The following is a 26,368-nucleotide window of genomic DNA, read 5'->3' as shown; positions in this document are numbered from 1 at the left end:
GCTCAGTGATCGCGGAGCATGTCGATCAGCTCCGCCTTCTTCTTGCCCGAGTAGCCGGTGAGATCGAGTTCCTTCGCGCGGGCGCGGAGGTCCGACACCGTCCAGTCCTCGTACGAGCCGGCGGCGCCGCCGCGTTCGCCGACGGCGCCGCGTCCGTCGCGTGCGGCGGCGTTCGAGATGCGCGCGGCCTTCTCTTTCGAGGCTCCGTCCTTACGGAGCTCTTCGTAGAGCTCCGGATCCTTCAGACTGTTCGATCCGCGATCGTCGGGCACGATTCCGCTCCTTCCCGGGACGCACCCACGGCGTCCCGATGATCCACACGGTAGATCCGTCGACGCGAGCGGGGAGGGCCTTGACAAGCGCTCGGCCCTCACTCCTGGACCGGCATTATCGCGTGATATCACCGGCATGGATCCGTCGTCAAGCCCCTCCCGGCGCACTCACGGCGATGCCAGAGTCTTCTCAGTGCCCACGAGGCACGCCGGTACGCAACCCGCGTGCCTCCGCCGGAGAAGGAGAACTTCCATGAACCTCGCACTCATCATCATCATCGTGGTCGCGATCGTCCTTGCCATTGTCGGCGGGCTGAACAGCGCCCTCCAGTGGCTGCTGTGGGTCGCCCTCATCGTGGGCGTCATCGCGCTGATCGTCTTCCTGTTCCGAGTCATCCGCGGCGGCGCCCGCACCTGACCTCGGTCTCGAGACGACGGATGCCGTCCCCTTCGGGGGGCGGCATCCGTCGTTTGCGCGGAGCCCCTTGACCAACGCGATATATCGTGTTTTACTTCTCACACGCGATATATCGCGATGGATGCCGCTCCGATCGGACCGCGGCGCGACACATGGGAGAGAACATGACCCTGGAGAAGTGGCTCATCCACCCGGGCGAGACGCGCGTGATCGACATCGACGACGTGCGCACGCTGAAAGTCGGCCTCGTCGGCGGGCAGATCGATGTCATCGGCCACGACGAGCCCGGGATGCGCATCGAGGTGCACAACGTCACGGTGAAGGATCTGCGCATCGAGGCCACCGGCGACGCCGTCGAGATCGACCACCCGCAGCTGCGGTGGGACAACTTCCTCGAGGTGTTCCGCAACTTCGGCGCCGGCGGCCCGAAAGCCGAGATCAGCGTCGCCGTCCCCCGCTCGATCGCCCTCACCCTCGGCGTCGTCTCGGCCAGTGCCCTCGTCGCCGGCCTCCGCGAGGACGCGCGCCTGAACACCGTGTCCGGCGACATCATCGTCGACGGCCTCGACGGCGACCTCTCCGTCAACGCCGTCTCCGGCGACGTGCAGGTGCGGGAGCTCGTCGGCGCCCTCACCGCCAACAGCGTGTCGGGCGACGTCGCGGCCACTGGGATCCTGCGCTCCGCCACGATCGACACCGTGTCGGGCGCGATGCTCGTCGACACGAGCGGCCCCGTCCAGCGCATCAGCCTCAACACCGTCGGCGGCGAGTCGACCGTCCGCATGGACGAGGGGTACCCCGCCAACTACGTGGTGCGCAGCGTCAGCGGACGCGTGCAGATCGACGGCATCGTCCACTCCGGTCAGGGCTCGCTTCCGACCACCAGCTACGCCGGATCGGTGGGCGAGCTCAGCGGCTCGTTCGCCGACGTGCGGGCGAACTCCGTCGCGGGGGCCATCACGGTCCTGCGGCGTCCGCCCGTGACGGATCCGGTCGCGCCGGACATGCCGCACGACGTCGCCGACGGCGGAGCCGACGACGGAGGTCAGCCGTGAGCCCCGTGTTCTCGCACGGCGACCTACGGCTCTACCTGCTGAACCTCCTCGACGAGGGTCCTCGGCACGGCTACGACATCATGCAGGCCCTCGCCGATCGCACCGGCGGCACGTACACCCCGAGCGCGGGGACGATCTATCCGCGGCTGGCGAAGCTCGAGGAGGAGGGGCTCGTGACGAAGAGCGTCGACGGCCGCAAGACCGTCTATGCGATCACGGATGCCGGTCGCGCCGAGGTCGCCTCCCGCGCCCACGAGCTCGAGGGCATCGAGGCGGGCCTCGCCGACTCGGTCCGGCTGATCGCCGACGAGGTGCGCGGAAGCGTCCGCGAGGCGATGCGGAGCCTCCGCGCCGACCTCGCCGCCGCCGGTCGCGACCAGCAGACGCAGGAGACGCCGAGCGCCCGTGACGACGATCCGCGCTCCCGCAGCCGGGAACAGGTGAGCCGGGCGGATGCCGCGGTGAACGAGTTCCGGGCACGGGTGCGCAGCGACCTCCGGGCGCACGTCGCGCGCGGCGGAGACCTCGCCGCCGACGTCGTCGACGACCTGGCGGCTCAGCTCGACCGCATCGCACGCGACATCTCGCGGACGCTGCGGGGCTGAGCGTCCTCAGGCAGGCCAGAGATCCTCGTCGTCCCGCAACGGCTCACCGAGCGGGACGACGAGGATCGGCCGCTGCTGCCGATGCGCGAGCCGGGCGGCGACCGAGCCGGTGAAGAACTCGCGGATCGATTCGCCGAGACCGCGCCTGCGTGTGCCGACGACGAGCATCCGCGCCTGGATCCGGTCCGCGAACTGGCGCATCGCCATCGCCGGATCGCCGACGAGCTCATGCGCCGACCAGCGGATGCCGGCACCGACGAGGAGATCGGCCGCGGCCGCCTCGATCCGCATCAGGTCGTCGCCGTCGCCGGTGATGTTCAGGTCGATCGGGGCGGAGTGGACGTAACCGTCGGGGTCTTCATAGGTGACAAAACGGGTCACGTCGACGTACACGACCGCCAGCGGCGCACCGTGCAGACGGGCGTATCTCGCCGCTTCCTTGAGCACACGCGGCGGTTGATCGGGGATGACCCCCACGACCACCGCTCCCCGCAGCGCCTCGACGTCCAGGGTGTCTCCTCGATCGACGGATGCCTCGTCAGTCATGCGTCATCGCCCCATTCCGGTATGGTGTGCCCAGCCGCGGGTGACCCCGGGGCTCCGTGATATCCTGAACGCTACTCTTACCGGTCCAATCCGGATTCGTGAATACCCGGGTCAGCGGCTCTTCAGCCCGCGCCCGCGACTCAGATCGTGAGGGGGTCTCGCATGGGGCGTGGCCGTCAGAAGGCGAAGCACACAAAGATCGCCCGTGAACTGAAGTACGACACCTACAGCGTGAACTACGCTGCGCTGGAGCGTGAACTCGGTCACCCGTCGGACGACGACGCGTACGTCGACAAGTGGGCCGATCAGTACGAAGACGAAGACGAAGACGAGCTCGAGAAAGCCTGATCTTCGCGAGAAGCCGCCGTCACCACCGGTGAGGGCGGCTTTTCTCGTGCCCGCGTGGTGTCCGGACGGCGGGACTCGCTGTCAAGTGGTTGCCGCCACGGCGCCCGAACCTGTTCGATGGAGGCTCGGGCGAGGGGAGAGCCGTGCACGATCCTGACTTCACCATCGGCATCGAGGAGGAGTACCTCCTCGTGGACCGCGAGACGCGATCTCTGGCGGAGGCCCCCGAGGGCTTCCTCGACGGTCTGGTGGCCGAGCTCGGCGACCAGGTGAGTCCCGAGTACAAGCAGTGTCAGGTCGAGATCGGCACGCGGGTGTCGGCGACCATCGGCGACGCCCGCGACGATCTCCGCCGTCTCCGCTCCGCGGTCTCGACCCATGCCGAGAGGCACGGGCTCTCGCCGATCGCGGCGGCCTGCCATCCGTTCGCGGATTGGAAGCACGCGCACCACACCGACAAGGAGCGCTACCGCGGCCTCGAGCGCGACCTCGCCGGGGTCGCACGGCGCCTGCTGATCTGCGGCAACCACGTGCACGTCGGGATCGGCGACAACGCGCTGCGAGCCGACCTCATGAACCAGATGTCGTACTTCCTGCCGCATCTGCTCGCACTGTCGGCATCCTCGCCGTTCTGGCAGGGCCAGGACACCGGTCTCGCGTCTTATCGGATCTCGGTCTTCGACAACCTGCCGCGCACGGGATTGCCGCCCGAGTACGTCAGCTGGGTCGAGTACCAGCGATCGGTGGCGGTGCTCACCGATCTCGGTGTCATCGAGGACCCCACGAAGATCTGGTGGGACATCCGACCTTCCCACCGATACCCGACGCTGGAGACGCGAATCATGGACGTCTCACCGCGGATGGAAGACACCCTGGCCCTCGCCGCGCTCGATCAGGCACTTCTGCGGATGCTGTGGCGCCTGCGCACGAAGAACCAGCGGTGGCGGGTCTACGACCGCTTCCTCGTCGGAGAGAACCGGTGGCGCGCTCAGCGCTACGGCGTGACCGAAGGGCTGATCGACTTCGGCGCGGGAGAGATCATTCCCTTCCCGGAGCTCGCGACGCAGCTGATCGAACTCGTCGAAGAGGATGCCGAGGCGCTCGGGTGCACCGAGGAGGTGCGTCGCATTCAGCAGATCGCCGACACCGGCACCTCGGCGACCCGACAGCGCGCCGTCGCCGCGGGTGTGGAGACCGCCGGCTCCGATCCGGGCGCGGCGATGGCCGCGGTCGTCGACAGCCTCATCGCCGAGTTCCACGAGGACCTGTAGCGAGAGGCATACCGTCACGCGCCGTGCAGCGTCTCTCCCCGCTCGAGCATCCGCACGTACTCGGCGACGCGGGCCGCGCGCGTTTCGGGGCGCTTGAGGTTGCCGATGCGGAACGACATCGCGAATCGGTTCTGAGCCGACTGCGCCGCGAATGCCGCGGCGACCTTCGGGTCGGCATCCAGTGCAGCCTGCAGCTCGGGAGGGATGTCGCCATCGCGTTGCCGATACGCGGCATCCCACCGCCCGTCGGCTTTGGCGCGGTCGATCTCCGCCTGGCCCTGCGGCCGCATGCGCCCTTCCTCGATCAGTCGCGTGACGTGGCCGATGTTCACCTTCGACCACAGACTGCGGGGACGGCGCGGAGTGAAGGCCTGGAGGAAGTAGTCCGCGTCCAACGACTGCTTCTGCCCGTCGATCCACCCGAAGCACAGGGCGACGTCGAGGGCCTCGGCGTACGTGATGCCGGGCTTGCGTGTGGCCGTCTTGCGCAGACGCAGCCGCACACCGTCGGGGCCGGGGTCGCCCTCCAGCCACTGCTCCCACTCATCGACGGTGTCGACATGCAACTCGGGCTTGTCGTGGTGGGCGACCATCCTCGAACGGTACCCCCTCGCGCCGACACCGCTCGGCGCGACCGACGATTCCGAACGGGGTCAGGGGCAGTACATCAGCGGCTTCGGGCCCGAGCGGTCGAAGGTGTGGGCGCTCACGGGATGACCGCACAGCGGGCAGGCGCGCTCCGCCCGCACTTCCGCGGAGGGCGGCGGCGTGGTCTCGTACGGACCGACGGACGCCGGACCGGCGACCTGGATGAGCCGGGCGTTCACGTAGGCGTACCAGCCGCCGGCGGCCTTCACCCGCTCACGAAGGGAAAACTGCTCGCCCTCCTGCTTCTTGTCTCTGCGCATATCATTAGCGTACTAAACATCTACGGGCTTATAGGATCGTTCCATGAATCCCGCCCCTGCCGGTGCCGATACCGACGACCTGCTGCGGCTGGAGAACCAGCTCTGCTTCGCCATCGTCACCGCCGCGCGCAACGTCGTCGCGATCTACCGGCCGATCCTCGAACCGCTCGGCCTCACGCACCCGCAGTACCTGGTGATGCTGGCCCTCTGGGAGCAGTCGCCCCGATCGCTGGGAGACCTCGCCCTGGAACTGGCGATGGAGCCGGCGACCCTGTCACCGCTGGTGAAGCGGCTCGAAGCCCAGGGACTCGTCACCCGTGCGCGCCGACCCGCGGATGAACGCGTCCTGGACATCTCGCTCACCTCCGAGGGGCGCGAGCTCCGCCGCCGGGCCGTGCGGGTTCCCGCCCAGGTGCTCGAGGCCGTGGGGATGGATGCCGCGGAACTCGCCCCGCTGCGAGACGGACTGAGCGCTTTCGCCGGCCGCCGCCGCACCGGCGGCTGACCCGCCGATCCGCGACCTCCACGGCTACCGCTCGGCGGAGGCGATTCCGAGCCACGTGTGCCGGTTCCTCCACCAGCACCAGCCGAGCTTCGGCGCACCCCGGCGGTCCTTCCCGTCCCGACCGGTGCCCGACGCGTTCCACAGCGCGGGGGTCCGTGCGTCGTATGCGACACCGTCGCCGGCGCGCGCGAGCGGCTTCGCTCTCCTCGAGCCGATCGTCATGAAGCAGTGGTCGGCTTCGATGATCTCCGGGTGGGTGATGGCCCAGCTGAGGCCCTCGTGAAGCGCGAGCCCGCGTCGCCCCGCCGCCGTGATCCGAGGCAGCGCTTCCTCCGGTGAAACGTTCCGCAGGTCATCTCCCCGCTCGACGCCGTGCACGAGGTACAGCGGATGACCGGGGAGCTCGAACCCCGAGGGCAGGAAGTCGTCGACATCCGTCATGTCCTCCACGACGAAGCCGGGCTTTCCCTCCCGGGTCATCAGTGGCGCGAGTCCGGATGCCGGGAACCACGCCGGATGGAGCCCGACGAGCGACGTCTCGCCCCTCGGCGGCGCCGCGCGCAGGAGCGCGGCCGCCGCCGCGACCACCGCGTGGTCGCGGCGCGCCGCATCGAACAGTCCGAGTGACTCCAGGATGTCGAGCTGCTCGATCACCGCCTTCGTCACGTGCGCCATGCTCCCCCTCGATCGCCGGAATACGACCCGTTCCGCAACGCGTGCGTCGCACGCGCTATTCCCGGGCGGGGGTCAGGACTCCTGCGAGCCCTCGACCCAGGCGAGGTACTCGTCGCTGACGGTGCCGGTGATGTAGCGGCCGTCGAAGCAGCTCATGTCGAGGTCCTCGACGTCGGGCGATCCCTCGAGGATCGCCGCCTTCAGGTCTTCGACCTCTTGGTAGACCATGTAGTCCGCGCCGAGCTCCTCGGCGATCTCGGGGATCGTCCGGCCGTGGGCGACGAGCTCGTGACGGGAGGGCATGTTGATGCCGTACACGTGCGGGTACCGGACAGGAGGCGCCGCCGAGGCGAACGTGACGGTGGCGGCACCGGCATCCCTCGCCATCTGGATGATCTCCTTCGACGTCGTGCCGCGGACGATGGAGTCGTCGATGAGGAGGACGTTCTTGCCCTTGAACTCGCTCGACATCGCGTTGAGCTTCTGGCGCACGCTCTTCTTGCGCACGGCCTGCCCGGGCATGATGAACGTCCGGCCGACGTAGCGGTTCTTATAGAAGCCCTCGCGGTACTCGATGCCGAGCTTCCGAGCGACCTGCATCGCGGCCGGCCGCGCCGAGTCGGGGATCGGCATGACCACGTCGATCACTCCGGGAGGGGTGTACTTCGCGATCGTGTCCGCCAGGCGCTCCCCCATCCGCAGACGCGCCTCGTAGACCGAGATGCCGTTCATGATCGAGTCGGGACGGGCGAGGTAGACGTACTCGAACGAGCACGGAACGAGCTTCGGGTCGGTCGCGCACTGCCGGGTGTGCAGGTTGCCCTCGAGGTCGATGAAGACGGCCTCGCCCGGTTCGACGTCTCGGACGACCTCGAACTCGCCGTTCTCCAGCACCAGCGACTCGCTGGTGACGACCCATTCGTACGAGCCGTCGGCGTTGCGTCGCGTGCCGAGGATCAGCGGACGGATGCCGAACGGATCACGGAACGCCAGCAGACCGTATCCCGCGATGAGCGCGATCGCCGCATACGACCCCTCGGCACGCTCGTGGACGCGCGTGACGGCCTGGAAGACCTGCTCCGGATCGAGGTCCGGACCCGAGATCACGGTCTGCAGCTCGTTCGCGAGGACGTTCACGAGCAGCTCGGTGTCGGAGCTGGTGTTGAGGTGCCGTCGGTCCTTGCGGAACAGCTCCTCGGTCAGCTCACGCGTGTTGGTGAGGTTGCCGTTGTGCACCAGCACGATGCCGTACGGGGCGTTGACGTAGAAGGGCTGCGCCTCTTCTTCGCTGGATGCCGTGCCCTTGGTCGCGTAGCGGACGTGGCCGAGGCCGAGGTTGCCGAGGAGGGAGCGCATGTCGCGGGTGCGGAAGCCCTCACGCACCTGGCCCTTCGCCTTGTGGACGTGGAACACGCCGCTCGGCTCGGCCGTGGCGATCCCGGTGGAATCCTGGCCGCGATGCTGGAGGAGGAGCAGGGAGTCGTAGATCTCCTGGTTGACGGACCCACGGCCCACCATCCCGACAATTCCGCACATGGGTGTTGCTTCGCTCCGATGGTTGGGTCAGCGGGTGGCGCCGGCGGCGCCGTCCGAATACGTTCCGACGAGGCGCACCGCTCCGCCGTCGACGCCCTTGGCGCCCTGCTCGAAGTCGCCGTCGGGGAGGGCCCCGTCGCGGACGACACCGACCTGCCAGGCGTCGAGACCGGAGGTGGCCAGCTGCGCGATCGCGGCATCCGCCCGATCCGCGTCGACGACGGCGAGGAAGCCGATGCCGAGGTTCCAGGTGGCTTCCGTCGCGGCCAGGTCGAGCCCGCCGAGGTCGGCGAGCACGCGGAAGACCGGCGACGGCGACCAGGTCGACCGGTCGACGTCGACCCACGAGCCGCGGGGCAGCACGCGGGCGAGGTTGGCTGCGATGCCGCCTCCGGTGACGTGGCTGAGGGAGTGCACGGCGTCGCCGGTCTCGTCGAGGAGGCGCAGGAGCGGCGAGGTGTACAGACGGGTGGGCTCGAGGAGCGCCTCGCCCCACGTCATACCGAAGTCGGCGGCGTTGTCGCCGTACTGGATGCCGGCGCCGGCCACGATGTGACGCACGAGCGAGTAGCCGTTGGCGTGCAGGCCGCTGGAGGAGATGGCGAGGACCGCATCGCCGGTGCGCACGCGCTCGGCGCCGAGGACCTTGTCGGCCTCGACGACGCCGGTCGCCGCGCCCGCGACGTCGTAGTCGTTCACCCCGAGGAGGCCCGGGTGCTCGGCCGTCTCGCCGCCGACGAGGGCGGTGCCGGTCTCGGCGCAGCCCTCGGCGATGCCGCGGACGATGTCGGCGATGCGCTCCGGGAAGACCTTGCCGCACGCGATGTAGTCGGTCATGAAGAGCGGAGCGGCCCCCACCACGACGATGTCGTCGACGACCATGCCCACGAGGTCGCGCCCGATCGTGTCGTGCTTGTCGATCGCCTGGGCGATCGCGACCTTCGTGCCCACGCCGTCCGTGCTGGTGGCCAGCAACGGCTTGGTGTAGCCGCGGAGCGCCGAGGCGTCGAACAGGCCGGCGAAGCCGCCGACACCGCCGAGGACCTCGGGTCCGTGCGTCTGACGCACCGCGGACTTCATCAGTTCCACGGCGAGATCGCCCGCTGCCGTATCGACTCCGGCTCGGGCGTAAGGGTTTTCGGGGGTGTCTCGAGAGGGTGAGGCCACGGGCTACAGCCTAGCGGCGGCGCGGGGCCCTTGCCGTCCCGCTACCGTCCGCGAGCGGGAGGCGGGCCGCCTTCGCGGCTCATCCCGATCGGCTCTGATCGGGTCTGCTGACCTTCTCGACGAGAAGGCAGCGACATCACAGCCACCCAACCCCGACCGTCCGGGAAGCCGGGGCACGTCACATGGGCTGTGCTGCGGGCGTGTCGAGTGGGTAGTCCAGGGGCGACGCAGAAGCGTCGACGCGACGTGCAGAGAGGTGGTTCCAACCGAGCGCTAGGACACAAGCTACAGGCATGGCGATAGGTCAGGAACGGCGTCGCTGCCTGCGCAGGAGGGAGCGCAGAGTCTCGGCGTTCGCGTAGCCGACCCGTAGCGCGATCTCGGCGGAGGTGAGGTCCGTGGTTGCTGAGAGGTGCCGAGCTCGTTCGATGCGAAGCCGTTGGACGAAGCCGAGCGGAGTGAGGTTGAGCGCCGCACGGACTCGTCGTTCGAGGGTGCGCCGGCTGGTGCCGAGCGACTGCGCGACGAAGGCGACGTCGAACGGTTCGTCCAGGCGGGCGCGCACGAAGCGTTCGAACTCGACGACGATCGGGTCCTCGTGCCGGAGATGTTCGTAGGCGACGAAGGCCGCCTGCGACGGGCGCTCGTCGATGATGAGGAGCTTGGCGACATGTTGGGCCAGGTCGGGGCTGATCGATCGCACGAGTGAGAGCGCGAGGTCGATGTGGGCGAACGCGGCGCCGGCGGTGACGAGGTTCCCGTCGACCACGACCATGGTGTCGAGATCGAGGGCGACGGTCGGATAGCGCTTCAGGAACTCCGGCCCCAGGAACCAGCTGGTCGTCGCCCGCCGATGATGCATCCGTCCGGTCTCGGCGACAGCGAACACGCCGGTGCACGCCGCGGCGATCCGGGTGGTCGCCTCGTCGAGGCGCCCGAGCGAGGCGATGACCGAACGAGCATCTCGGCTCTGGAGGACGTCGTTGGTAGCGGCGGCCGTAAGGGTTCCAAGCGCAGGGACGACGACCACGTCGAACTCTCCGGACTCCGACAGCGGGTGGTCCACCGTCAGGGTCATCGATGCCGTCGTGGTCACTCGCCGTTTCGGCCCGAGGATGGCGAGTTCGATCGGGTCGATCCGCGGGTCGACATCGCCGCGGGCTCCGTCGGCCACCCGCACGATGTCGATGATCGACGCGACCGCCGAACCGAAGCAGCCGTCGATCGCGATCAGTCCGATACGCATGGCGTGAATGATAGCAATACTGCCGTATACGCCACTCCCCACCGGCCCTCGCTCGTCATACGCTGAACTCGCTTCACCAAGAAACCTCGACACCTAGGAGAGTCCCTCATGTCCACACCCGCATCACTTCCGTATGCCTTCGTCGCCAAGATCGTCGCGGCCGATGGACAGCACGACGCGCTCGCTGATCTGCTCTCCGGCGCTGTCGCACTCGCCAACGAAGAAGCAGGAACGATTGTCTGGTTCGCGGTCAGGACCCACGCCGACACCTTCTGGATCTTCGATGCATTCCCCGACGAGGCCGCTCGCGACGCCCATGCCAACGGCGCCATCGTCGCAGCCCTGATGGCCAACCAGCACCTCCTCGGCGCAGCACCCGAGATCCTGGCGGCCGACGTCCTCGCGTCCAAGCTCCCGTAGTCCGGGAACGCACGAGACAATCGCGCCCCGCCGAGTCGGTCCGCAGATAGACGTCGAGGTCTCCCGACGATGGAGGTTCCTACGCCATCCATCCGAAAGACCTCGACGTGTCCGACGCTACCCCGCCGGCCGGCTTCGGCCGCCCTGACCTGACCGCCTTCGCTCGACTCGACGGCCTCGGTCTGAGCGTGATCGGGCAACGACTTGAACCGGATCGTGCGGTCCTCGCGTGCCGCTGGGCTGGTGACCGACCGTGCTGGAAGTTGTAGTGCGCCGCTACCGCGGTGCCGACTGCGGACACGTGTGTCGACAAATACGTCACGGTGGTCATCGACCTCACCCCGGTCCGCGATGGCGCCGGCCCAGCAAGGCTGCTGCGCTCCGGCGCGGACCTGTTCACCGACAAGCAGAGCGACAGGCTACGCGCGCTGTTCGTTGATGACGCTACCGAGGCGCTCAACGGACGGCTCGAACACCTGCGCGGCTCCGCACTCGGGTTCCGCAACCTGACCAACGACATCGCCCGAAGCCTGCTCGAGACCGGCGGCTTCAGACCCCAACTCCTACACCCCCGATTGGGATGAGCCGGCAATACACTGGTGCGCATGGGCGCGGCCGGGGCTCCGGAGTGGCTGATCCGCGAAGATGCCGGTCAGCCGGTGCTCCTCGCCCTCTACCTGCGCCAGGTGCTCGGCATCCGCTCTCCGGACGAGCTTCCGCACCTGCGCGGGATCCCGCCGCGACCGGTCGAGCGCGACGAGGACGCGCAGGCGGTCCTCGAGCGTCAGTGGCGGGAGTACTGGGCGATGACGGTCGAGCCGCAGGCCCACCCCTCCCCCGTGCCCCTGGATCTGGTCGACGAGTACGACACCCTCCTCGCGCTGCCCGTCGAGGGGTTCGACGAGCTGCGCGCGGAGCTCAGCGGGCACGGATCCGAAGCCCTCGCGTTCGCGCAGTCGGCGCACGCGCGTTACCGGCGCGACGGCCACGTCGGCAGCGGAAGCGCCTACCGCGCCTACGCGAGCGCGATCGCCGAGTACGAGCGGCAGATCGGTCGCCGGGCGCACTCGTTCGAGTTGAACGTGCAGGTACTGCCCCTCGCGCAGCGCGGCGTGTGGTGGATCGGCTCACTCACGATCGCGGTGACCGACTCGCTGCGCGGTGACGTCGTCGCGTTCGACGCGGCGATCCACCCGATCATCGCCGAGCTGGCCTGACGGGAACGATCCGTCAGGCGCGGTCGTCGTCCGGGGCGATCTGGATCGCGTCGTGCTCGACGGTGACCTCCCGCGCGCGCCGGTTGGAGGCGCGGTCGAAGATCAGCGCCACGACGCCGCCGAGGGCGACACCGATCGGGATGCAGATGAGCGCGATGAAGCCGAAGACCTGGGTCTGCGAGTACTCGAATCCGGTGTTGCGACTCACGGCCTCCGTGCCGTTGAACGCGAAGGTCAGGATGAGGGCGGCGAGGATGCCGAGTCCGGCGCCGGCGATGAGGAACACCGAGATCTTCGGTGCGCGGCGGAGCTGGAGGGTCTCGGACCGCGCACGGTAGGGCTCGGGCGCGGAGTCGCGCGGGTGCATCGGGTCGTCGGCCATGCCTCCATTATCCCTTCGGGGCGTCGGGGGCCGGGCCGCCGGCGGGAGGGCCGTCAGGACGGGGCGCCCGTGGGGGACGCGGCGGGGGTGGCGCGAGGTCGGCGGCGTCGCGCACCCAGCGGGGTGGGTCGTCGCCGACGGGCGAGGTGAGATCGTCGTGCAGGGTCGTGGCGTGCTCGGCGATGACCGGCGAGGTGCGAAGACCCACGAAGCGGTCGAGCACGATCGCCAGGACGCTCGTGACGAGCAGCCCCAGCCCGATACAGAGGGCCGCGAGGACGCCGAAGACCCGGAGGTACCCCGACGGACCGTTCGAGAGCGGCCCCCCGGGAGGCGCGGTGAACCCCGCGACGACCGTGAGGATGATCGCCATCGCGAGGCCGCCAAAGAGTCCGATGAACAGGAACCGTCCGACCCGCGGCGCGCGCCTCACACCGAGCGAGACCCACTCCTCGTCGACGACGTGCTCGTGCCGGGAGCGGTCGTCATCGTCTGCTGCGCCTGTGCGCGCGCGTGCCATGGGTTCATTGTGGCACCGGGTGCACGGGCACGGGCCGGTCGCGCGGCATCCGTTCCGGCGCTGTTCACGGATGCCGCGCGCCCGGCCGGAGCCCGCTCAGGGCCGGAGCGGCAGCAGAGCGGAGAGGTCGGCGCGCACGCCGGAGGCGGCGATGCGTCCGGACGCGGCGGCGTCCGACCAGGATTCGGCGCCGGTGGCGAGGGCGACCCAGGTGTCGGCATCCGTCTCCACGACGTTCGGCGGCGTCCCGCGGGTATGCCGCGGACCCTCGAGCACCTGGACCGCACCGAACGGCGGCACGCGCACCTCGACGCTGTTGCCGGGCGCCTTCTCGGCGAGGAGCTGCAGGAGATAGCGGACCGCGGTCGCGCGCGTGGGCCGGTCGGTCGACCCCGAGGCGAGGGCGGCGAGCGCGGCACGTCCGTCGTCGGTGGTGATCTTCCGCGGAGGCATCTCTTCACCGTACTCGCGCCCGACGACCCCCTCGCTAGGCTGGCGGGGTGAGAATCCTGGTCCTCGGTTCGGGCGCGCGCGAGCACGCCATCGTCCTCGCACTGCGGGGGGAGGACGTCGCGCACGAGATCTATGCCGCTCCGGGCAACGCCGGAATCGCCCGGGATGCCGAGATCGTCGCACTCGATGCGAACGACCCGGTCGCGGTGACGGCGTTCGCGAATGAGCGTCACGTCGACCTCGTCGTCATCGGGCCCGAGGCTCCCCTCGTCGCGGGCGTCGCCGACGCGCTGCGGGAGCGGGGCATCCCCGTGTTCGGTCCGGGGCGCGCCGCCGCGCAGCTCGAGGGATCGAAGACCTTCGCCAAGCGCATCATGGATGCCGCGGGCGTGCCCACCGGCCGTGCCGTGCGCGCCGCCACCCTCGCCGAGGTCGAGAAAGCCCTTGACGACCTGGGCGCGCCGCACGTGGTCAAGGCCGACGGACTCGCGGCCGGCAAGGGCGTCATCGTCACCTCCGACCGCCAGGCCGCCCTCACCCACGCCGCCGAGTACCTCCCGTCAGGCGCCGTGCTCGTCGAGGAGTTCCTCTCCGGCCCCGAGGTGTCGCTCTTCTTCCTCAGCGACGGCGACCGCGTGCTCCCCCTCAGCCCCGCGCAGGACTTCAAGCGTCTCAGCGACGGCGACGCCGGCCCCAACACCGGGGGCATGGGCGCCTACTCGCCGCTCCCCTGGCTCGCCGAGCGCTTCGGCAGCGAGGCGGCCTTCGTCGACCTGGTCACGCACGACGTCGCCGAACCCGTCATCCGTCAGCTGGATGCCGAGGGCACGCCCTTCATCGGACTGCTCTACGCGGGCCTCATTCTCACCGACGCGGGCGTGAAGGTCATCGAGTTCAACGCCCGTTTCGGAGACCCCGAGACCCAGGTCGTGCTCCCCCGACTCGTCGATCCGCTGTCGCAGCTGCTGCTGTCGGCGGCATCCGGTCACCTCGAGGACGAGCGTCGCCCCGTCTTCTCCGATCGCGCCGCGGTCACCGTCGTGCTCGCGAGCGAGGGGTACCCCGTCGCCCCGCAGACGGGCCGCGAGATCACCGGAACGGATGCCGCGGCATCCGTCGACGGCGTGCACCTCGCCCACGCGGCCACGGCCGACGACGACGGCACGCTCCGCGCCACAGGCGGACGGGTGCTCAACGTCGTCGCCGTCGGCGAGACGTTCCGCGAGGCGCGGACCGCGGTGTACACCGCGGTCGAGCGCATCGGTCTCGAGGGCGGCCAGTACCGCCGAGACATCGCCGCCGCCGTCGCCGGCGGCTGACGGCTCGCGCTCCGGTCAGCGCCCGAGCGCGACGGCGATCACGACGCCGAGGGCGAGGAGACCCGCGGCGACGACGAAGCCGAGCAGCACCGCCAGCAGCGCACCGCCTGGGAGTGCCGCGCGGTCACCGTCGGCGGCCAAGACGCGGGCAGTGGCGCGGTAGCGCCGATCGGCGCGCCACCACAGCCAACCGGCGAACATCAGCCCCAGCACGGCCGGCGTCAGCCACACGAGCGAACCGAGGGCCTCCGGCAGCACCCGCACGGCGATCAGCGACCCGACCCCGATCGCGAGTGCCGTCCGCCGCCAGGCCAGGGCCGTGCGTTCGGGCTGCAGACCCGGATCGAACAGGGGCGTGCTCATCGCCACAGGATGCCGAGCAGCACGAGGAGCCCGACGACGACGACGACGATCGCGAGCGCGGCGCTGGTGTGCGCGCCGGGGAGCGGGTGACCGGCGCGGAGGGCGCGCTCGGTGCGCATCCACTCGACCCACGCCCAGATCGGCAGGGCGAGCCCCGCGACCACCAGCACGAGGGACGCCGCGAGGCGGAACCCCGCCTGCAGATCGAGCCCCAGCGCCTCGAGGGCGACGCCACCGGCGATGAGGGCGAGCGCAGTCCGGGTCCACGCGAGGAACGTGCGCTCGTTGGCGAGCGTGAACCGCGCATCCGGCTCGGTGCCCACGCGGAACACCGAACGGGGGAAGCGGGTGCGGGTCACGGAAGACACGCTAGCGCGGGCGGCATGCGCGCAATGGGAGGATGGGCGGGTGAGTGAAACCCTCGACCTCCCCGGCTGGCGTCACGTGTACTCGGGGAAGGTCCGCGACCTCTACGTCCCCGAAGACGCCGCCCGCGACGCGACCACCGCCGAGCGGATGCTCGTCGTCGCGAGCGACCGGGTGAGCGCCTTCGACCACGTGCTCTCCCCCGGCATCCCCGAGAAGGGTGTTCTGCTGACGACGCTGAGCCTGTGGTGGTTCGACCGCCTCGCGGGCGACGACGGCGGCCGCGACATCCCGAACCACCTTGCGGCGAGCCGGGTGCTCACCACCGCATCGACGACGGATGCCGACGCGGTGCGCGGCCTCATCCCGCCGGCCGTCGCCGGCCGGTCGATGATCGTGAAGGGCCTCGACATGCAGCCGGTCGAGTGCGTCGTCCGCGGCTACCTGACCGGGTCGGGCTGGGCGGAGTACCGCGCCAACGGCACCGTGTGCGGCATCCATCTCCCCGAGGGCCTCTCCAACGGCGACCGCCTCCCGGAGCCGATCTACACGCCCGCCTACAAGGCTCCGCTCGGCGAGCATGACGAGAACATCTCGTACGAGCAGACCGTCGAGCTCGTCGGCGCCGACCTCGCCGCCCAGCTGCGCGACCTGTCGCTGGAGATCTACGACCGCGCCGCCCGCACCGCCGAGGAGCGCGGGCTGATCCTCGCCGATACGAAGTTCGAGTTCGGCCTGGACGACGCGGGCGTCCTGACGCTCGCCGATGAGGTGCTCACGAGCGACTCGTCACGGTACTGGGACGCCGAAGCGTGGAAGACCGGCCACAGCGCCGCCGAGCGGATGGCGAGCTTCGACAAGCAGATCGTCCGCGACTGGCTCGCCGCCAATTGGGACCGCACCGGCGAACCGCCGACCCTGCCGCTCGAGATCGTCGAGCGTACGGCCGACCGCTACCGCGAACTGCTTCAGCGCCTCACCGGCTGGTGAGGACGCGCCCGGCAACGGTCGTCAGACCGAGTCGCGGGGGATGAGCTCGGTCTCGAGGATCGTCACGTGCGGCGCCTCGCGTCCGGCGAGGAGGTCGAGGAGGATCGAGGCCATCCGCTCCCCCTGCGCGAACGAGGGCTGACGCATCGTCGTCAGCGCCGGTGACACCGAGGTGGCGACCGGTGAATCGTCGAAGCCGACGATCGAGATGTCCTCGGGAACACGGATGCCGGCGGCGGTGAGCACGCTCATCGCGCCGCGCGCCATCAGGTCGCTGGCGATGAAGATCGCATCGGGGAGGTCGCCGCGCTCGAGCATGCGACGCATCGCCGCGGTACCGCCGTCGGAGGTGAACCGGCCGTCCTCGATCGGTCCTTCCAGGAGGCCGGCTTCCTGCAGCGCCTGGCGGTAGCCGCGGAGGCGGTCGACGCCGGCGGGCATGTTCAGCGGGCCGGTGATGGTCGCGATGCGGCGTCGCCCGTGGGCGATCAGGTGCGCCACGGCATCCCGTCCGCCCCGGACGTTGTCGACGTCGACGTAGTAGTCGCGCTCGCGCTCGCGCACGGGGCGACCGCCGTAGACGACCGGGACGACGGCGGCGATCCGGTCGATGAATGTGTCACTGGTGTGGTGCGACACGACGATTGCGCCGTCGACGGCACCACTGCGGACGTAGCTGGTGGTCTTGTCGCCGGGGTCGTCATTGGCGATGAAGAGGTTCAGCACGTAGTCCGAACGACTGAGTCGGGCGTTGATGCCCGACACGATCGCGGCGAAGAACGGGTCACCGAAGAACCGCGTCGTGTCTTCGGGCACGATCAGCGCGATGGCGTGCGTCTGACGGCTCGCGAGCGAACGAGCCGCACGGTTCGGCACGTAGTTCAGTTCGGCGATCGCACGGTTGACCGCGTCGAGCGCTTCCGGGCTCACGGCCGTCGAGCCGTTCACCACGCGCGACACCGTCGATCGGGAGACCCCGGCCGCCGCGGCGACCTCTTCGATCGTGACAGAACCTCGAACGGTGTCTGCGCTCATGTGGAACCTCCCTCGTGCGATCGCCAGTCTGTCAGGATGCCGGGACCGCGTGCGGCGCGAGTGCCCGCGCCGCGATGATACGGCTGTACTCCCGCCCGCTGTCCTTCACCGTTCGCACCTGCGTGTCGTAGTCCACGCGGACGATGCCGAAGCGCTTCTCGTAGCCCCACGCCCACTCGAAGTTGTCGAGCAGCGACCAGTAGAAGTATCCGCGGACGTCGACGCCGGCATCCTGGGCGTCCAGAATCGCCGCGAGGTGATCGCGGACGAACTCGACGCGCTCGGCGTCGTGGACCCGGGGCTCGCCGGCATCGACGACCAGCTCGTCGTCGTAGGCGGCGCCGTTCTCGGTGACGTAGAGGATCACGTCGGCGGGCTGGGCGTACTCGCGCCACACGCGCGTGAGCAGGCGGGTCAGACCCTCGGGCTGGACCTCCCAGTTCATGGGCGTGCGAGGCAGGCCTCGCTCGTGCCAGAAGATGCCGTCGGATGCCGGGAAGGGCGACCGGCCGGGACGATCCGTCGGCGCCTCGCCGACGGGCGGCGGGACGACCGGCGCGTGACCGCTGACGAGCTCGCCGTGGTAGTAGTTCACCCCGAGCGTGTCGATGGCCGTGGAGATGGCCTCGAGGTCTCCGGGGAGGATTGCGGCCTGCAGCGCGTCGGCGGCCGCGGCGTCCACCCGGCGGAAGTCCGCCATGATGTCGGACGGGTACGCCCCGCGGAAGATCGGGTCGAGGAACCACCGGTTGAACTGTCCGTCGATACGGCGCGCGGCGTCGATGTCGGCGGGGTCGTTCGCGTCGGCCGGATCGGCGACGGTGAGGTTCAGCGTGATGCCGAGGTTGAGCGAGGAGTCGCGGGCGCGCAGCTCGCGCACCGTCTGCCCGTGCCCGAGCAGCAGGTGGTGCGCGGCCAGCATGCCCTCGGCGTCGCTGTAGTGCCCGGGTGCGTGGATGCCGGCGGCGTAGCTGAGGAACGACGAGCACCAGGGTTCGTTCAGCGTCGTCCAGACGTTCACCCGGTCGCCGAGGGCGTCGTGCATGTCGAGCGCGTACTCGGTGAAGCGGTCCGCCGTCTCGCGCACGGTCCAGCCGCCGCGCTCCTGGAGCGCCTGCGGGAGGTCCCAGTGGTAGAGCGTCAGCCACGGCAGGATGTCGGCCTCGAGCAGTTCGTCGACGAGACGGCTGTAGAAGTCGACACCCTTCGGGTTCAGGTCTCCCCCATCGGGCCGCACGCGCGACCACGAGGTGGAGAAGCGGTAGGTCTGCAGCCCCATGCGCTTCATCAGCGCCACGTCGTCGCGGTACAGGTGGTAGTGATCGCACGCGACGTCGCCGTTGTCGGCGTGGATGACCGCGCCGGGCTCACGGCTGAACGCGTCCCAGATCGACGCCCGACGCCCGTCCTCGAAGGCGGCGCCCTCGATCTGGAAGGCGGCGGTGGCGGCACCGAAAAGGAAGTTCGCGGGGAAGGCGCGCTCGGAGTTCTCGCTCATGCGGGCGGCATCCTCTCTGGATATGGGGGGGGACGGACGAGGGTGTGTGCGGGTGACGGATGCCGGGGCTCAGCCCTTGACGGCGCCCGCCATGATGCCGCTCACCAGCTGCTTACCGGCGAAGATGAACAGCAGCAGCAGCGGGATCGTGGCGAGGATGACGCCCGCGAGGACGATGGAGTAGTCGACGAAGTAGTTCGACTGCAGCAGCGACAGCGCGACCGGCAGGGTCGGGTTCTGGCGGTCCAGCACGATGAAGGGCCAGAAGAAGTTGTTCCAGGCGCCCACGAACGTGAACAGGAACAGCATGGCCGCGGCGGGGCGGGCGGCGGTGACGCCGACGGTCCAGAAGGTGCGGATCATGGATGCCCCGTCCATGCGGGCCGCCTCGATGAGCTCATCGGGCACCGCCTGACGGAGGTACTGCGTCATCCAGAACACACCGAAAGCGCTGGTGAGGGCCGGGATGATGATCGCCCCGATCTGACCGGTCCAGCCGAGCTCGGAGAACAGGATGTACAGCGGCACGACGCCGAGCTGCTGCGGGACGGCCATCGTCGCCACGACGAAGACCAGCAGAGCCGGGCCCCCGAGGAACTTCAGCTTCGCGAACGCCCAGCCCGCGAGCGTGGAGGTGATGACCACCGCGGCCGCGATGAGGAACGAGCTGTAGATGGAGTTCCACAGCGCCGTCCAGAAGTTCACCGCGGGGTTGTTGACGACCGCGGCGGCGTTGTCGAAGAAGTTGCCGGCCGGGACCCACGGGAACGGTCCGCGCAGGGTCGAGGAATCACCGGAACCGATGATGAACGACCAGTACAGCGGGAAGACGGCCGAGATGATGATGACGACCAGCGTCCCGTAGGCCCAGAAACCCGGACGCGATCCGCGGATGCGGGTCGTACGCGCACCGCGCTTGCGCGCCTTGCGGCTGGGGATGTTCTCCTCGACGACGGCGAGGGGAGTGGGGTATCCGATGCTCATCGCTTCGCCTCCACGTCCTTCTTTGCGGCCCGGGCGAGCTCTTTCGCCTGCCGTTTGCTGATCTCGGATCTGAGGCCCTCATCTCGCACGAGGGTGCGTGTGATGAGCAGGTTGAGCAACCCGATCCCGAGGATGATGATGAAGAGGATCCAGGCCATCGCCGCGGCCCGGCCGAAGTTCCACTGGCCCCAGCCGATCTGGTAGAGGTACAGCGTGATCGTGAGCCACTGCTGAGCCGCTCCACCGCGACCGAACTGGTCGAACACGCGCGGCTCGTCGAAGATCTGCAGGCCGCCGATCGTGGCGGTGATGATGACGAAGATCAGGGTCGGCTTCAGCGACGGCAGCGTGATGCTGAAGAACTGGCGGATCGGACCCGCACCGTCGACGGTGGCGGCTTCGTAGTAATCCCGGTTCACGGCCTGCATCGCGGCCAGCAGGATCAGGGCGTTGTAGCCGGTCCAGCGGTAGTTGACCATGGTCGCGATGGCGACGTGGCTCCAGAAGGGGTCGACGTGCCACGGGATGGCCGAGAGGCCGAAGGCCTGGAGCCAGGCGTTCGCCAGACCCGACTGGTCGGCGAAGATCGCGTTGAAGATGAGGCCGACGGCGACCGGTGCGACCACGAAGGGCACCAGGACGCTCATGCGCCAGAAGGTCTTGGCGCGGAGGTTGCGGTCGAGGACCGAGGCGATGAAGATCGCGAGGACGATCTGCGGGATCGTCGACAGCAGGAAGATCGAGAACGTGTTGCGCAGCGCGGTCCAGAAGTGGGGCTGCGTGAGGATCCAGATGTACTGGTCGAATCCGACGAAGGTGCCGGAGCCTCGGATGAGGTCCCAGTCCATGAACGAGATGATCGCCGTGTACACGATGGGGAACAGACCCACCACCGCGAAGGTGATGAAGAACGGCGAGATGTAGAGGTAGGGCGAGACCTTCAGGTCCCACTTGCTCAGCCGCTGCGAGAAAGACAGCACGCGGGGCTGGCGCGGGGGTGGCGTCGAGGCGCCGGCGCGCGTCTTCGGGCGCGGTTCTGTGACAGTCACGATCGTCCTTCGAAAGTGGGTGGCTCGACGCGGGCGACCAGGGGCGCTGGCCGCCCGCGTCGAAGAGGAATCAGATCAGAAGCCCGAGACCTGGGTGACCCAGGTCTCCCAGCTGGTCTCCGGGTCCTCAAGGCCGTCGAAGACGCGGGTCACCGCATCCTGGAGGGCGTTGTGGTACTGGAAGTACTGCGGTCCCTTGAACGGCGTCACGGTGATCGCGTCCGCACGGTCGGTGAGGATCTGGCCGGTCGGGGCGTCGTTGAAGTACTCGTTGGTCGAGTCGAGCAGGATCGGGCTCTCGAGCGCCTCGCTCTGGCTGGGGAACGTGCCCGCGTTCTCGAACGCCTTCAGCTGCTGCTCGGGAGCGGTCAGCCAGTCGGCGAGCTGCTGCGCGGCCTCGACGTTGGCGCCGTTGGCCGGGACGACGAGGTACGAGCCGCCCCAGTTTCCGCCGCCGCCCGGGAAGGCGTTGGCGATGTTCCAGCCCTCGGTCTCAGGGGCGTTGCCCTCGATGATGCCGAGCATCCAGCCCGGGCAGAGCATCGTGGCGAACTCGCCACCGGCGAGCGAGGCGAACCAGTCGTCGCTCCACTGTCCGGCATAGGCCGAAATCGGCACCGCGCGCTCGACGACGGTGTCGTACGACTCGCGGACGTCGGGGTTCTCGGTGGCGATGATCGCGCCGTCGGGCTCTTCGTAGGTGTACTCGAGCTGGTTCATGATGCCCTGGAGCACCGCGTTCGCCGAGTCGACGAAGGGCTGACCGGTGGCTTCGGTGTAGTCGTCGGCCACGTCGAAGAAGGCGTCCCAGGTCGGGAAGAGCGCCTCGACGGACTCACGGTCGGTCGGAAGCCCCGCGGCCTCGTACAGGTCTTCGCGGTAGCAGATGCCCTGGGGTCCGATGTCGGTGCCGTAGGCGACGAGGTTGCCCTCGGCGTCCGTCGCGGCGGCTTCCTTGAAGTCGATCCAGCGGCCCTTGACGTCGTCCGGCACCGGGGTGAGCAGGTCCGAGTACTGCATCATCTCAGCGAACCAGTCGATCTCCACGCCCTCGACATCGGCGAGACCGGTGTTGCCGAGCTTCTGGAAGAAATTCGCGCGGGCGTCGTCGGACGTCGACGCCTTGTTGTGGACGACCTCGATGCCGGTCTCTGCGGTGAACTCCGCGAGCAGCTCGTCGGTGTAGCCGAAGTCGTTGAAGGTGGCGAGGGTCAGGGTGTCGCTGCCCGCGTCGCCACCGGCGTCGCCGCCACCGGTGTCGCCACCGCTGGTGCAGCCGGCGAGGACGATGGCGGTCGCCGAGAACGCGGCGACCGCGGCAGCGCTTCTGCGCATGGCTCGTGAGTTCACTGTCACTCCTTTGTGTGTTCAGGTCGATCGGTGTTGCAGAGTATTCGGCCTCAGACTGGTGCGGGAGACCTCGGTGTCGTGGGAGCGTTCCCACCGAACGTGATCACACGCTATGAGATCGCTCCCACGATGTCAAGAGAGCGCTCCCACGTTTTTGGTCACGGTGCGATCACAGCCCGGGCACGATCGTGATTCGACCAGGCTCGTCGCACGATCGCGGTCGGGAGGGCGGCGGCCGTAGACTGGGCCCACCCCTGCCCGCGACATCCGGAGCCTTCATCATGCCCACCATCGTCGTCGACGTCATGCCCAAGGCCGAACTTCTGGACCCGCAGGGGAAGGCCGTGTCGGGCGCACTGTCGCGACTCGGCAAAGACGCCTTCACCGATGTGCGCATCGGCAAGCGCTTCGAACTGACCGTCGAGGGCGAGGTCACCGACGAGATCCTCGCCGAGGCACGGCGCATCGCCGACGACATCCTCTCCAACTCCGTCATCGAGGACGTGGTCGGCATCGAGGTCGTCGAATGACCGCGCGCATCGGCGTCATCACCTTCCCCGGATCGCTCGACGACCGCGACGCGCAGCGCGCGATCCGCATCGCCGGCGCCGAGCCCGTCGCCCTGTGGCACGGTTCGCACGACCTCGAGGGCGTCGACGCCCTCGTCCTCCCCGGCGGCTTCAGCTACGGCGACTACCTCCGCGCCGGGGCCATCGCCGCCCTCGCGCCGATCATGGCCGAGGTGAAGGATGCCGCCGCGAAGGGGATGCCGATCCTCGGCATCTGCAACGGCTTCCAGATGCTCGTCGAGGCGCACCTCCTCCCCGGCGGCCTCATCCGCAACGCGCACCAGCAGTTCATCCGGCGCGACCAGCGCCTGCGGGTCGAGAACGCCGACACCGCCTGGACGTCGGACTTCACCGACGGCCAGGAGATCGTCATCCCGCTGAAGAACGCCGACGGCGGCTACATCGCGTCGGAGGACGAACTGGACCGCCTGGAGGGCGAAGGACGCGTCGCGTTCCGCTACCTCGGCGTGAACCCGAACGGGTCGCTCCGCGATATCGCCGGGATCGCCAACGACCGCGGCAACGTCGTCGGCCTCATGCCGCACCCCGAGCACGCCGTCGAAGAGGGCTTCGGCCCGAACACCCCGGCCGCTATGCGCTCGGGCGTGGACGGCCTGCCGTTCTTCACCTCCGCGATCTCGGCTCTCGCCGCCGCGGCGGTCTAAGCGGGGCGCGCGGCCGACCGGGCGAACGGCCGCGGGTAGCGTGGAGCGGGTGACTTCCCGCCGCATCGTCGTGACCGTGCCCACCGACCGCCTCGCCGCCGACCTGGGCGAGCTGCCCGACGACGTCGAGCTGCTGGTATGGCCGATGGACGGGCCCGCCCCGCGTGAGGCGATCGACATGGTCGTGCCCCCGTACATGTCGATGAAGACCGTCCTGTCGCGCCTCGAGGGCGTGGAGACGGGGCTCATCCAGAGCCAGTCGATCGGCTACGAGGGCGTCGAGGACCTGCTGCCCGCCGGGCACCTCTTCGCGAACGCCGCGAGCGTCCATGAGACCTCGACCGCCGAGCTGGCGGTCGGGCTCGCCATCGCGGCGCAGCGCCGCATCGATCAATTCGCCGTCGACACCGCCGCCGGGCGCTGGGAGTCGGTGTTCACCGAGAGCCTCGCCGACCGGCGCGTGCTGCTCCTCGGCTGGGGCGGGGTCGGTAAGGCCGTCGCCGCCCGGCTCGCCGGGTTCGAGGTCGACCTCACGGTCGTCGCCTCCCGCGCGCGCGTCGAAGACGGGATGCCGGTGCACGGGGTGGACGAGCTGCCGGCGCTCCTCGGCGACGCCGAGATCGTCATCCTCACCCTCCCCGGAGGCGACAGTACCCACCGTCTCGTCGACGACGCGTTCCTCTCGGCGCTCCCCGACGGCGCGCTCATCGTCAACGTGGGGCGCGGCTCGCTTGTCGACACCGATGCCCTCGTCGCGCACGTGGAGCGCGGTCGGGTGCGCGCGGCGCTCGACGTCACCGACCCCGAGCCGCTGCCGGAGGGGCATCCTCTCTGGTCGCTCCCGGGCGTGCTCGTCACCCCGCACGTCGGCGGTGCCTCGTCGGCGATGACCCCGCGGATCGCGCGCCTGGTGCGGAAGCAGATCGACCGCCTGCGTGCGGGCGAAGAGCCGCTGAACGTGGTGCTGCGCGGCTGAGCTCCTCGCCGCGGTGCCGGCGTCAGGGGCGGTGGTCGATGTCGGCGCCGTCCCACAGGTCGCCGCACTCGATCTCGATGGCGCCGTGGGCGCGGAAGTAGGGGCCGGCACCGCGGTCGCCGCGGGCGGTTGCGGCGAGCTCGGGCCAGTGCGCGCGGCCGAGCACGACCGGATGCCCGGGGCGGCCGGCGTAGGTCGCTCGCGCGAGCGTCTGCGCGCCGGTGATGACGGATGCCGCGAGGACGCGCCTGACGGCGGCGACCGGGAGGTCGGGGGTGTCGACCGGGACGATGACCGCACGATCCGCCGGGCGATCCGTCGGGCGCTCGCCGACGGATCGCAGGGCCGCGCGGAGGGAGGCGGAGAGCCCCTCCGCCCAGTCCGCGGCGACGACGACGGTCGCCGTGTCGGGAACGAGCGGCCGCGCCTCGTCGGCGCGTGCGCCGAGGATGACGACGACCTCCCGGCATCCGCTCTCCGTGAGCGTCGCGACGGCGCGCGCGATCCAGGGCTCGCCGTCGGGCGTCCGGGCGAGGGCCTTGGGTCCGCCGAAGCGCGCCCCCGCGCCCGCCGCGAGCACCACCCCCACCACGCCCCGCTCATCCACCCCTCGACGCTACCCCCGCCCCCGGGTCCCCCGATTGGCCGCGAGACTGCATCCTCCGGTCGAGACTGCGTGCGCGGCGTGCTGTCTCGACCGGAGGATGCAGTCTCGGCGTCAAGGAGCGGGGGCGGGCGGGGCGCGGGGTCAGGCGAGGTGGGCGTCGGTCCAGATGCGGATCGCGTCGCGGATCGTCGCGGCGTTCGCCTCACCGCCGTAGACCGCGGCGAAGCGCTCGTCGGCGACGTACATCTCCGCCAGGCCGGTGTACGCCGCGCGGTTCGGGGCCTTCCCGTCCCACTGCTCGGTCACCCAGCGGTGATGGACGGCGATCAGCTCCTGGAATCGTGAGCTGTCGGGAGCCTCACCGTCCTCGGCCGCCGCCCGCAGGGCGGCGTTGACGTCGAGGCTTCGCCTGTCGTCGTCGGCGCGCTGCTCATCCGTCATCCCGGCGCGCCGCCTGGCGGAGCGTTCCCACGCTGCGTCACCCCACCGGGTGCGCACCTCCTCCTCATAGCGGCTGTCGTCAACACCGGAGAACACGTCGCCGATGGGCATCTCTCGTCCTTTCCTCACCGCGTCCCGCACGCGGCGGACGTCGGCGATCTGTTCCATGATTCGTTCTCGCCGCTCCTCGAGGAGAGCGAGGTGACCCTCGATCGCGTCGGCGAGGGTCGTCTGGTCATCGAGCGCACGCCGGATCGTCGGCAGTGGGAGGTCCAGCGCACGAAGCGACAGGATCCGGTACAGCCGCGCGACCTCGGCGTCGCCGTAGAAGCGGTACCCGTTGCTCGCGACACGCGACGGATGCAGCAGTCCGATGTGCTCGTAGTGCCGCAGCGCGCGGCTGGTGAGGCCGGTCGCCTTGGCGAGGTCCTTGATCGCCCACTCCGTCACGGTCTCCTCCTCAGCGTGCGTTCGATACCCTCACTCTGCCGTTTGACGCAGCGGCAGAGTCAAGCGGACGTCGCAGCTCTTTCGAGAAGGCTGGCGTCGCGGCATACGCGTCGCTCCCGACGGAGGGCTCGAGGATATGGGCGGCCGGTGTCCGACATCCGT

At 69.6% G+C, this 26,368-nt stretch carries 33 protein-coding genes and 1 pseudogene; 14 read left to right on the top strand and 20 right to left on the bottom strand.

Annotated elements, in window-relative coordinates:
• Positions 1–2: 2 nt before the first annotated feature.
• On the bottom strand, positions 3–272 hold the full coding sequence (locus LTL01_RS05885; RefSeq protein WP_236967793.1) for a DUF7218 family protein: 270 nt from the start codon (positions 270–272) through the stop codon (positions 3–5).
• Between the two features lie 253 nt (positions 273–525).
• On the opposite strand from LTL01_RS05885, the gene LTL01_RS05880 reads away from it, so the two are divergent.
• The 3 genes from LTL01_RS05880 to LTL01_RS05870 all read left to right on the top strand — a co-directional run bounded on the left by LTL01_RS05880 (position 526) and on the right by LTL01_RS05870 (position 2,350).
• Positions 526–690, top strand: coding sequence for a hypothetical protein (locus LTL01_RS05880; protein ID WP_236967792.1), 165 nt, complete (start codon positions 526–528; stop codon positions 688–690).
• A gap of 164 nt (positions 691–854) precedes the next feature.
• On the top strand, positions 855–1,745 hold the full coding sequence (locus LTL01_RS05875; RefSeq protein ID WP_053546818.1) for a DUF4097 family beta strand repeat-containing protein: 891 nt from the start codon (positions 855–857) through the stop codon (positions 1,743–1,745).
• Positions 1,742–2,350, top strand: coding sequence for a helix-turn-helix transcriptional regulator (locus tag LTL01_RS05870; protein ID WP_053546578.1), 609 nt, complete (start codon positions 1,742–1,744; stop codon positions 2,348–2,350). Before LTL01_RS05875 ends, LTL01_RS05870 begins: the two co-directional genes overlap by 4 nt.
• A 6-nt stretch (positions 2,351–2,356) precedes the next feature.
• Here LTL01_RS05870 and LTL01_RS05865 read toward each other — a convergent pair whose 3' ends face one another.
• Positions 2,357–2,896, bottom strand: coding sequence for a universal stress protein (locus tag LTL01_RS05865; RefSeq protein WP_082334529.1), 540 nt, complete (start codon positions 2,894–2,896; stop codon positions 2,357–2,359).
• A 162-nt stretch (positions 2,897–3,058) separates the two neighbouring features.
• Between LTL01_RS05865 and LTL01_RS05860 the strand changes: the two genes are divergently transcribed.
• Positions 3,059–3,244, top strand: a complete 186-nt coding sequence (locus LTL01_RS05860) for a DUF3073 family protein (protein WP_053546579.1) — start codon at positions 3,059–3,061, stop codon at positions 3,242–3,244.
• 143 nt (positions 3,245–3,387) lie between these two features.
• Entirely contained in the window at positions 3,388–4,515 is a 1,128-nt protein-coding gene (locus LTL01_RS05855; protein WP_236967791.1) for a carboxylate-amine ligase, read from the top strand.
• Positions 4,516–4,529: 14 nt separating this feature from the next.
• On the opposite strand, the gene LTL01_RS05850 is transcribed toward LTL01_RS05855, so the two are convergent.
• Positions 4,530–5,108 (bottom strand): YdeI/OmpD-associated family protein, encoded by a 579-nt coding sequence (locus LTL01_RS05850; protein WP_236967789.1) that lies wholly within the window; start codon positions 5,106–5,108, stop codon positions 4,530–4,532.
• Positions 5,109–5,168: 60 nt separating this feature from the next.
• A complete protein-coding gene (locus LTL01_RS05845) occupies positions 5,169–5,423 on the bottom strand; it encodes a hypothetical protein (RefSeq protein ID WP_236967788.1) in 255 nt (84 codons plus the stop codon).
• Between the two features lie 43 nt (positions 5,424–5,466).
• Here LTL01_RS05845 and LTL01_RS05840 point away from each other — a divergent pair, with 43 nt between their 5' ends.
• Positions 5,467–5,928 (top strand): MarR family winged helix-turn-helix transcriptional regulator, encoded by a 462-nt coding sequence (locus tag LTL01_RS05840; RefSeq protein ID WP_236967787.1) that lies wholly within the window; start codon positions 5,467–5,469, stop codon positions 5,926–5,928.
• A 24-nt stretch (positions 5,929–5,952) separates the two neighbouring features.
• Here the strand turns inward: LTL01_RS05840 and LTL01_RS05835 are convergent, their stop codons facing one another.
• From LTL01_RS05835 to LTL01_RS05820, 4 genes are all read right to left on the bottom strand, one after another.
• A complete protein-coding gene (locus tag LTL01_RS05835) occupies positions 5,953–6,603 on the bottom strand; it encodes a DUF5701 family protein (RefSeq protein ID WP_236967786.1) in 651 nt (216 codons plus the stop codon).
• 72 nt (positions 6,604–6,675) lie between these two features.
• On the bottom strand, positions 6,676–8,139 hold the full coding sequence (purF, locus tag LTL01_RS05830; protein ID WP_236967785.1) for an amidophosphoribosyltransferase: 1,464 nt from the start codon (positions 8,137–8,139) through the stop codon (positions 6,676–6,678).
• Between the two features lie 27 nt (positions 8,140–8,166).
• A complete protein-coding gene (purM, locus tag LTL01_RS05825) occupies positions 8,167–9,306 on the bottom strand; it encodes a phosphoribosylformylglycinamidine cyclo-ligase (RefSeq protein WP_308195173.1) in 1,140 nt (379 codons plus the stop codon).
• 304 nt (positions 9,307–9,610) lie between these two features.
• Positions 9,611–10,552 carry a GlxA family transcriptional regulator gene (locus tag LTL01_RS05820; RefSeq protein WP_236967784.1) on the bottom strand — a complete coding sequence of 314 codons (942 nt, stop codon included), beginning with the start codon at positions 10,550–10,552 and terminating at the stop codon, positions 9,611–9,613.
• Positions 10,553–10,660: 108 nt separating this feature from the next.
• On the opposite strand from LTL01_RS05820, the gene LTL01_RS05815 reads away from it, so the two are divergent.
• The 3 genes and pseudogenes from LTL01_RS05815 (at position 10,661) to LTL01_RS05805 (ending at position 12,189) form a co-directional block, all read left to right on the top strand.
• Entirely contained in the window at positions 10,661–10,972 is a 312-nt protein-coding gene (locus LTL01_RS05815) for a putative quinol monooxygenase (protein ID WP_236967783.1), read from the top strand.
• Positions 10,973–11,418: 446 nt separating this feature from the next.
• Positions 11,419–11,556: pseudogene (locus tag LTL01_RS05810) on the top strand (ISL3 family transposase); the annotation flags it as partial.
• 21 nt (positions 11,557–11,577) lie between these two features.
• Positions 11,578–12,189, top strand: a complete 612-nt coding sequence (locus LTL01_RS05805) for a hypothetical protein (protein ID WP_053546586.1) — start codon at positions 11,578–11,580, stop codon at positions 12,187–12,189.
• Between the two features lie 13 nt (positions 12,190–12,202).
• Here the strand turns inward: LTL01_RS05805 and LTL01_RS05800 are convergent, their stop codons facing one another.
• The 3 genes from LTL01_RS05800 to LTL01_RS05790 form a co-directional block, all read right to left on the bottom strand.
• On the bottom strand, positions 12,203–12,571 hold the full coding sequence (locus LTL01_RS05800) for a hypothetical protein (RefSeq protein ID WP_053546587.1): 369 nt from the start codon (positions 12,569–12,571) through the stop codon (positions 12,203–12,205).
• Between the two features lie 7 nt (positions 12,572–12,578).
• Positions 12,579–13,091 carry a hypothetical protein gene (locus LTL01_RS05795; RefSeq protein WP_236967782.1) on the bottom strand — a complete coding sequence of 171 codons (513 nt, stop codon included), beginning with the start codon at positions 13,089–13,091 and terminating at the stop codon, positions 12,579–12,581.
• A 96-nt stretch (positions 13,092–13,187) separates the two neighbouring features.
• Positions 13,188–13,544 carry a sterol carrier family protein gene (locus LTL01_RS05790; protein WP_236967781.1) on the bottom strand — a complete coding sequence of 119 codons (357 nt, stop codon included), beginning with the start codon at positions 13,542–13,544 and terminating at the stop codon, positions 13,188–13,190.
• 47 nt (positions 13,545–13,591) lie between these two features.
• Here LTL01_RS05790 and purD point away from each other — a divergent pair, with 47 nt between their 5' ends.
• Positions 13,592–14,863: a phosphoribosylamine--glycine ligase gene (gene purD, locus LTL01_RS05785; RefSeq protein WP_236967780.1), complete on the top strand. Its 1,272-nt coding sequence runs from the start codon at positions 13,592–13,594 to the stop codon at positions 14,861–14,863.
• Positions 14,864–14,878: 15 nt separating this feature from the next.
• Here purD and LTL01_RS05780 read toward each other — a convergent pair whose 3' ends face one another.
• Both LTL01_RS05780 and LTL01_RS05775 read right to left on the bottom strand, forming a co-directional pair.
• A complete protein-coding gene (locus LTL01_RS05780) occupies positions 14,879–15,226 on the bottom strand; it encodes a DUF202 domain-containing protein (protein ID WP_236967779.1) in 348 nt (115 codons plus the stop codon).
• The gene (locus LTL01_RS05775) at positions 15,223–15,585 is read right to left on the bottom strand and encodes a YidH family protein (protein WP_236967778.1); all 363 of its coding nucleotides are present in this window, start codon (positions 15,583–15,585) and stop codon (positions 15,223–15,225) included. The genes LTL01_RS05780 and LTL01_RS05775 overlap by 4 nt, the downstream gene beginning before the upstream one ends.
• A 49-nt stretch (positions 15,586–15,634) precedes the next feature.
• Between LTL01_RS05775 and LTL01_RS05770 the strand changes: the two genes are divergently transcribed.
• Positions 15,635–16,582, top strand: coding sequence for a phosphoribosylaminoimidazolesuccinocarboxamide synthase (locus LTL01_RS05770; protein ID WP_236967777.1), 948 nt, complete (start codon positions 15,635–15,637; stop codon positions 16,580–16,582).
• A gap of 21 nt (positions 16,583–16,603) precedes the next feature.
• On the opposite strand, the gene LTL01_RS05765 is transcribed toward LTL01_RS05770, so the two are convergent.
• The 5 genes from LTL01_RS05765 to LTL01_RS05745 all read right to left on the bottom strand — a co-directional run bounded on the left by LTL01_RS05765 (position 16,604) and on the right by LTL01_RS05745 (position 22,498).
• Positions 16,604–17,617, bottom strand: coding sequence for a LacI family DNA-binding transcriptional regulator (locus LTL01_RS05765; RefSeq protein ID WP_236967776.1), 1,014 nt, complete (start codon positions 17,615–17,617; stop codon positions 16,604–16,606).
• Positions 17,618–17,648: 31 nt separating this feature from the next.
• Positions 17,649–19,115, bottom strand: a complete 1,467-nt coding sequence (locus LTL01_RS05760) for a glycoside hydrolase family 1 protein (RefSeq protein ID WP_236967775.1) — start codon at positions 19,113–19,115, stop codon at positions 17,649–17,651.
• 69 nt (positions 19,116–19,184) lie between these two features.
• Positions 19,185–20,099 (bottom strand): carbohydrate ABC transporter permease, encoded by a 915-nt coding sequence (locus LTL01_RS05755; RefSeq protein ID WP_236967774.1) that lies wholly within the window; start codon positions 20,097–20,099, stop codon positions 19,185–19,187.
• The gene (locus LTL01_RS05750; RefSeq protein WP_053546602.1) at positions 20,096–21,148 is read right to left on the bottom strand and encodes a carbohydrate ABC transporter permease; all 1,053 of its coding nucleotides are present in this window, start codon (positions 21,146–21,148) and stop codon (positions 20,096–20,098) included. The genes LTL01_RS05755 and LTL01_RS05750 overlap by 4 nt, the downstream gene beginning before the upstream one ends.
• Positions 21,149–21,223: 75 nt before the next feature.
• Positions 21,224–22,498: an ABC transporter substrate-binding protein gene (locus LTL01_RS05745; RefSeq protein WP_310890646.1), complete on the bottom strand. Its 1,275-nt coding sequence runs from the start codon at positions 22,496–22,498 to the stop codon at positions 21,224–21,226.
• A 281-nt stretch (positions 22,499–22,779) separates the two neighbouring features.
• On the opposite strand from LTL01_RS05745, the gene purS reads away from it, so the two are divergent.
• Genes purS through LTL01_RS05730 form a run of 3 tightly spaced genes read left to right on the top strand, consistent with a single transcriptional unit; the run spans position 22,780 to position 24,708 of the window.
• Entirely contained in the window at positions 22,780–23,028 is a 249-nt protein-coding gene (gene purS / locus LTL01_RS05740; protein ID WP_236967772.1) for a phosphoribosylformylglycinamidine synthase subunit PurS, read from the top strand.
• Positions 23,025–23,732: a phosphoribosylformylglycinamidine synthase subunit PurQ gene (purQ, locus tag LTL01_RS05735; RefSeq protein ID WP_236967771.1), complete on the top strand. Its 708-nt coding sequence runs from the start codon at positions 23,025–23,027 to the stop codon at positions 23,730–23,732. The genes purS and purQ overlap by 4 nt, the downstream gene beginning before the upstream one ends.
• A 49-nt stretch (positions 23,733–23,781) precedes the next feature.
• Complete coding sequence (locus LTL01_RS05730; RefSeq protein WP_236967770.1) at positions 23,782–24,708, top strand: 2-hydroxyacid dehydrogenase; 927 nt, start codon at positions 23,782–23,784, stop codon at positions 24,706–24,708.
• Between the two features lie 22 nt (positions 24,709–24,730).
• Here the strand turns inward: LTL01_RS05730 and LTL01_RS05725 are convergent, their stop codons facing one another.
• On the bottom strand, positions 24,731–25,315 hold the full coding sequence (locus LTL01_RS05725; protein ID WP_236967769.1) for a nucleotidyltransferase family protein: 585 nt from the start codon (positions 25,313–25,315) through the stop codon (positions 24,731–24,733).
• Between the two features lie 141 nt (positions 25,316–25,456).
• Positions 25,457–26,206, bottom strand: coding sequence for a MerR family transcriptional regulator (locus LTL01_RS14835; protein WP_236967768.1), 750 nt, complete (start codon positions 26,204–26,206; stop codon positions 25,457–25,459).
• Positions 26,207–26,368 lie beyond the last annotated feature (162 nt).

Source organism: Microbacterium aurantiacum, from assembly GCF_021654035.1.
GTDB classification, from domain to species: Bacteria; Actinomycetota; Actinomycetes; order Actinomycetales; family Microbacteriaceae; genus Microbacterium; species Microbacterium aurantiacum.
Note: the sequence above shows the minus strand (reverse complement) of the source record. Positions and strands in the feature narration are given on the sequence as shown.

What these genes read in the sequence shown, in the direction of transcription:
- LTL01_RS05880 (WP_236967792.1), top strand. Translation starts at nt 526, where the DNA reads ATGAACCTCGCACTCATCATCATCATCGTGGTCGCGATCGTCCTTGCC.
- LTL01_RS05875 (WP_053546818.1), top strand. Translation starts at nt 855, where the DNA reads ATGACCCTGGAGAAGTGGCTCATCCACCCGGGCGAGACGCGCGTGATC.
- LTL01_RS05865 (WP_082334529.1), bottom strand. Translation starts at nt 2,896, where the DNA reads ATGACTGACGAGGCATCCGTCGATCGAGGAGACACCCTGGACGTCGAG.
- LTL01_RS05860 (WP_053546579.1), top strand. Translation starts at nt 3,059, where the DNA reads ATGGGGCGTGGCCGTCAGAAGGCGAAGCACACAAAGATCGCCCGTGAA.
- LTL01_RS05850 (WP_236967789.1), bottom strand. Translation starts at nt 5,108, where the DNA reads ATGGTCGCCCACCACGACAAGCCCGAGTTGCATGTCGACACCGTCGAT.
- LTL01_RS05845 (WP_236967788.1), bottom strand. Translation starts at nt 5,423, where the DNA reads ATGCGCAGAGACAAGAAGCAGGAGGGCGAGCAGTTTTCCCTTCGTGAG.
- LTL01_RS05840 (WP_236967787.1), top strand. Translation starts at nt 5,467, where the DNA reads ATGAATCCCGCCCCTGCCGGTGCCGATACCGACGACCTGCTGCGGCTG.
- LTL01_RS05835 (WP_236967786.1), bottom strand. Translation starts at nt 6,603, where the DNA reads ATGGCGCACGTGACGAAGGCGGTGATCGAGCAGCTCGACATCCTGGAG.
- purF (WP_236967785.1), bottom strand. Translation starts at nt 8,139, where the DNA reads ATGTGCGGAATTGTCGGGATGGTGGGCCGTGGGTCCGTCAACCAGGAG.
- LTL01_RS05820 (WP_236967784.1), bottom strand. Translation starts at nt 10,552, where the DNA reads ATGCGTATCGGACTGATCGCGATCGACGGCTGCTTCGGTTCGGCGGTC.
- LTL01_RS05815 (WP_236967783.1), top strand. Translation starts at nt 10,661, where the DNA reads ATGTCCACACCCGCATCACTTCCGTATGCCTTCGTCGCCAAGATCGTC.
- LTL01_RS05805 (WP_053546586.1), top strand. Translation starts at nt 11,578, where the DNA reads ATGGGCGCGGCCGGGGCTCCGGAGTGGCTGATCCGCGAAGATGCCGGT.
- LTL01_RS05800 (WP_053546587.1), bottom strand. Translation starts at nt 12,571, where the DNA reads ATGGCCGACGACCCGATGCACCCGCGCGACTCCGCGCCCGAGCCCTAC.
- LTL01_RS05795 (WP_236967782.1), bottom strand. Translation starts at nt 13,091, where the DNA reads ATGGCACGCGCGCGCACAGGCGCAGCAGACGATGACGACCGCTCCCGG.
- LTL01_RS05790 (WP_236967781.1), bottom strand. Translation starts at nt 13,544, where the DNA reads ATGCCTCCGCGGAAGATCACCACCGACGACGGACGTGCCGCGCTCGCC.
- LTL01_RS05780 (WP_236967779.1), bottom strand. Translation starts at nt 15,226, where the DNA reads ATGAGCACGCCCCTGTTCGATCCGGGTCTGCAGCCCGAACGCACGGCC.
- LTL01_RS05765 (WP_236967776.1), bottom strand. Translation starts at nt 17,617, where the DNA reads ATGAGCGCAGACACCGTTCGAGGTTCTGTCACGATCGAAGAGGTCGCC.
- LTL01_RS05760 (WP_236967775.1), bottom strand. Translation starts at nt 19,115, where the DNA reads ATGAGCGAGAACTCCGAGCGCGCCTTCCCCGCGAACTTCCTTTTCGGT.
- LTL01_RS05755 (WP_236967774.1), bottom strand. Translation starts at nt 20,099, where the DNA reads ATGAGCATCGGATACCCCACTCCCCTCGCCGTCGTCGAGGAGAACATC.
- purS (WP_236967772.1), top strand. Translation starts at nt 22,780, where the DNA reads ATGCCCACCATCGTCGTCGACGTCATGCCCAAGGCCGAACTTCTGGAC.
- purQ (WP_236967771.1), top strand. Translation starts at nt 23,025, where the DNA reads ATGACCGCGCGCATCGGCGTCATCACCTTCCCCGGATCGCTCGACGAC.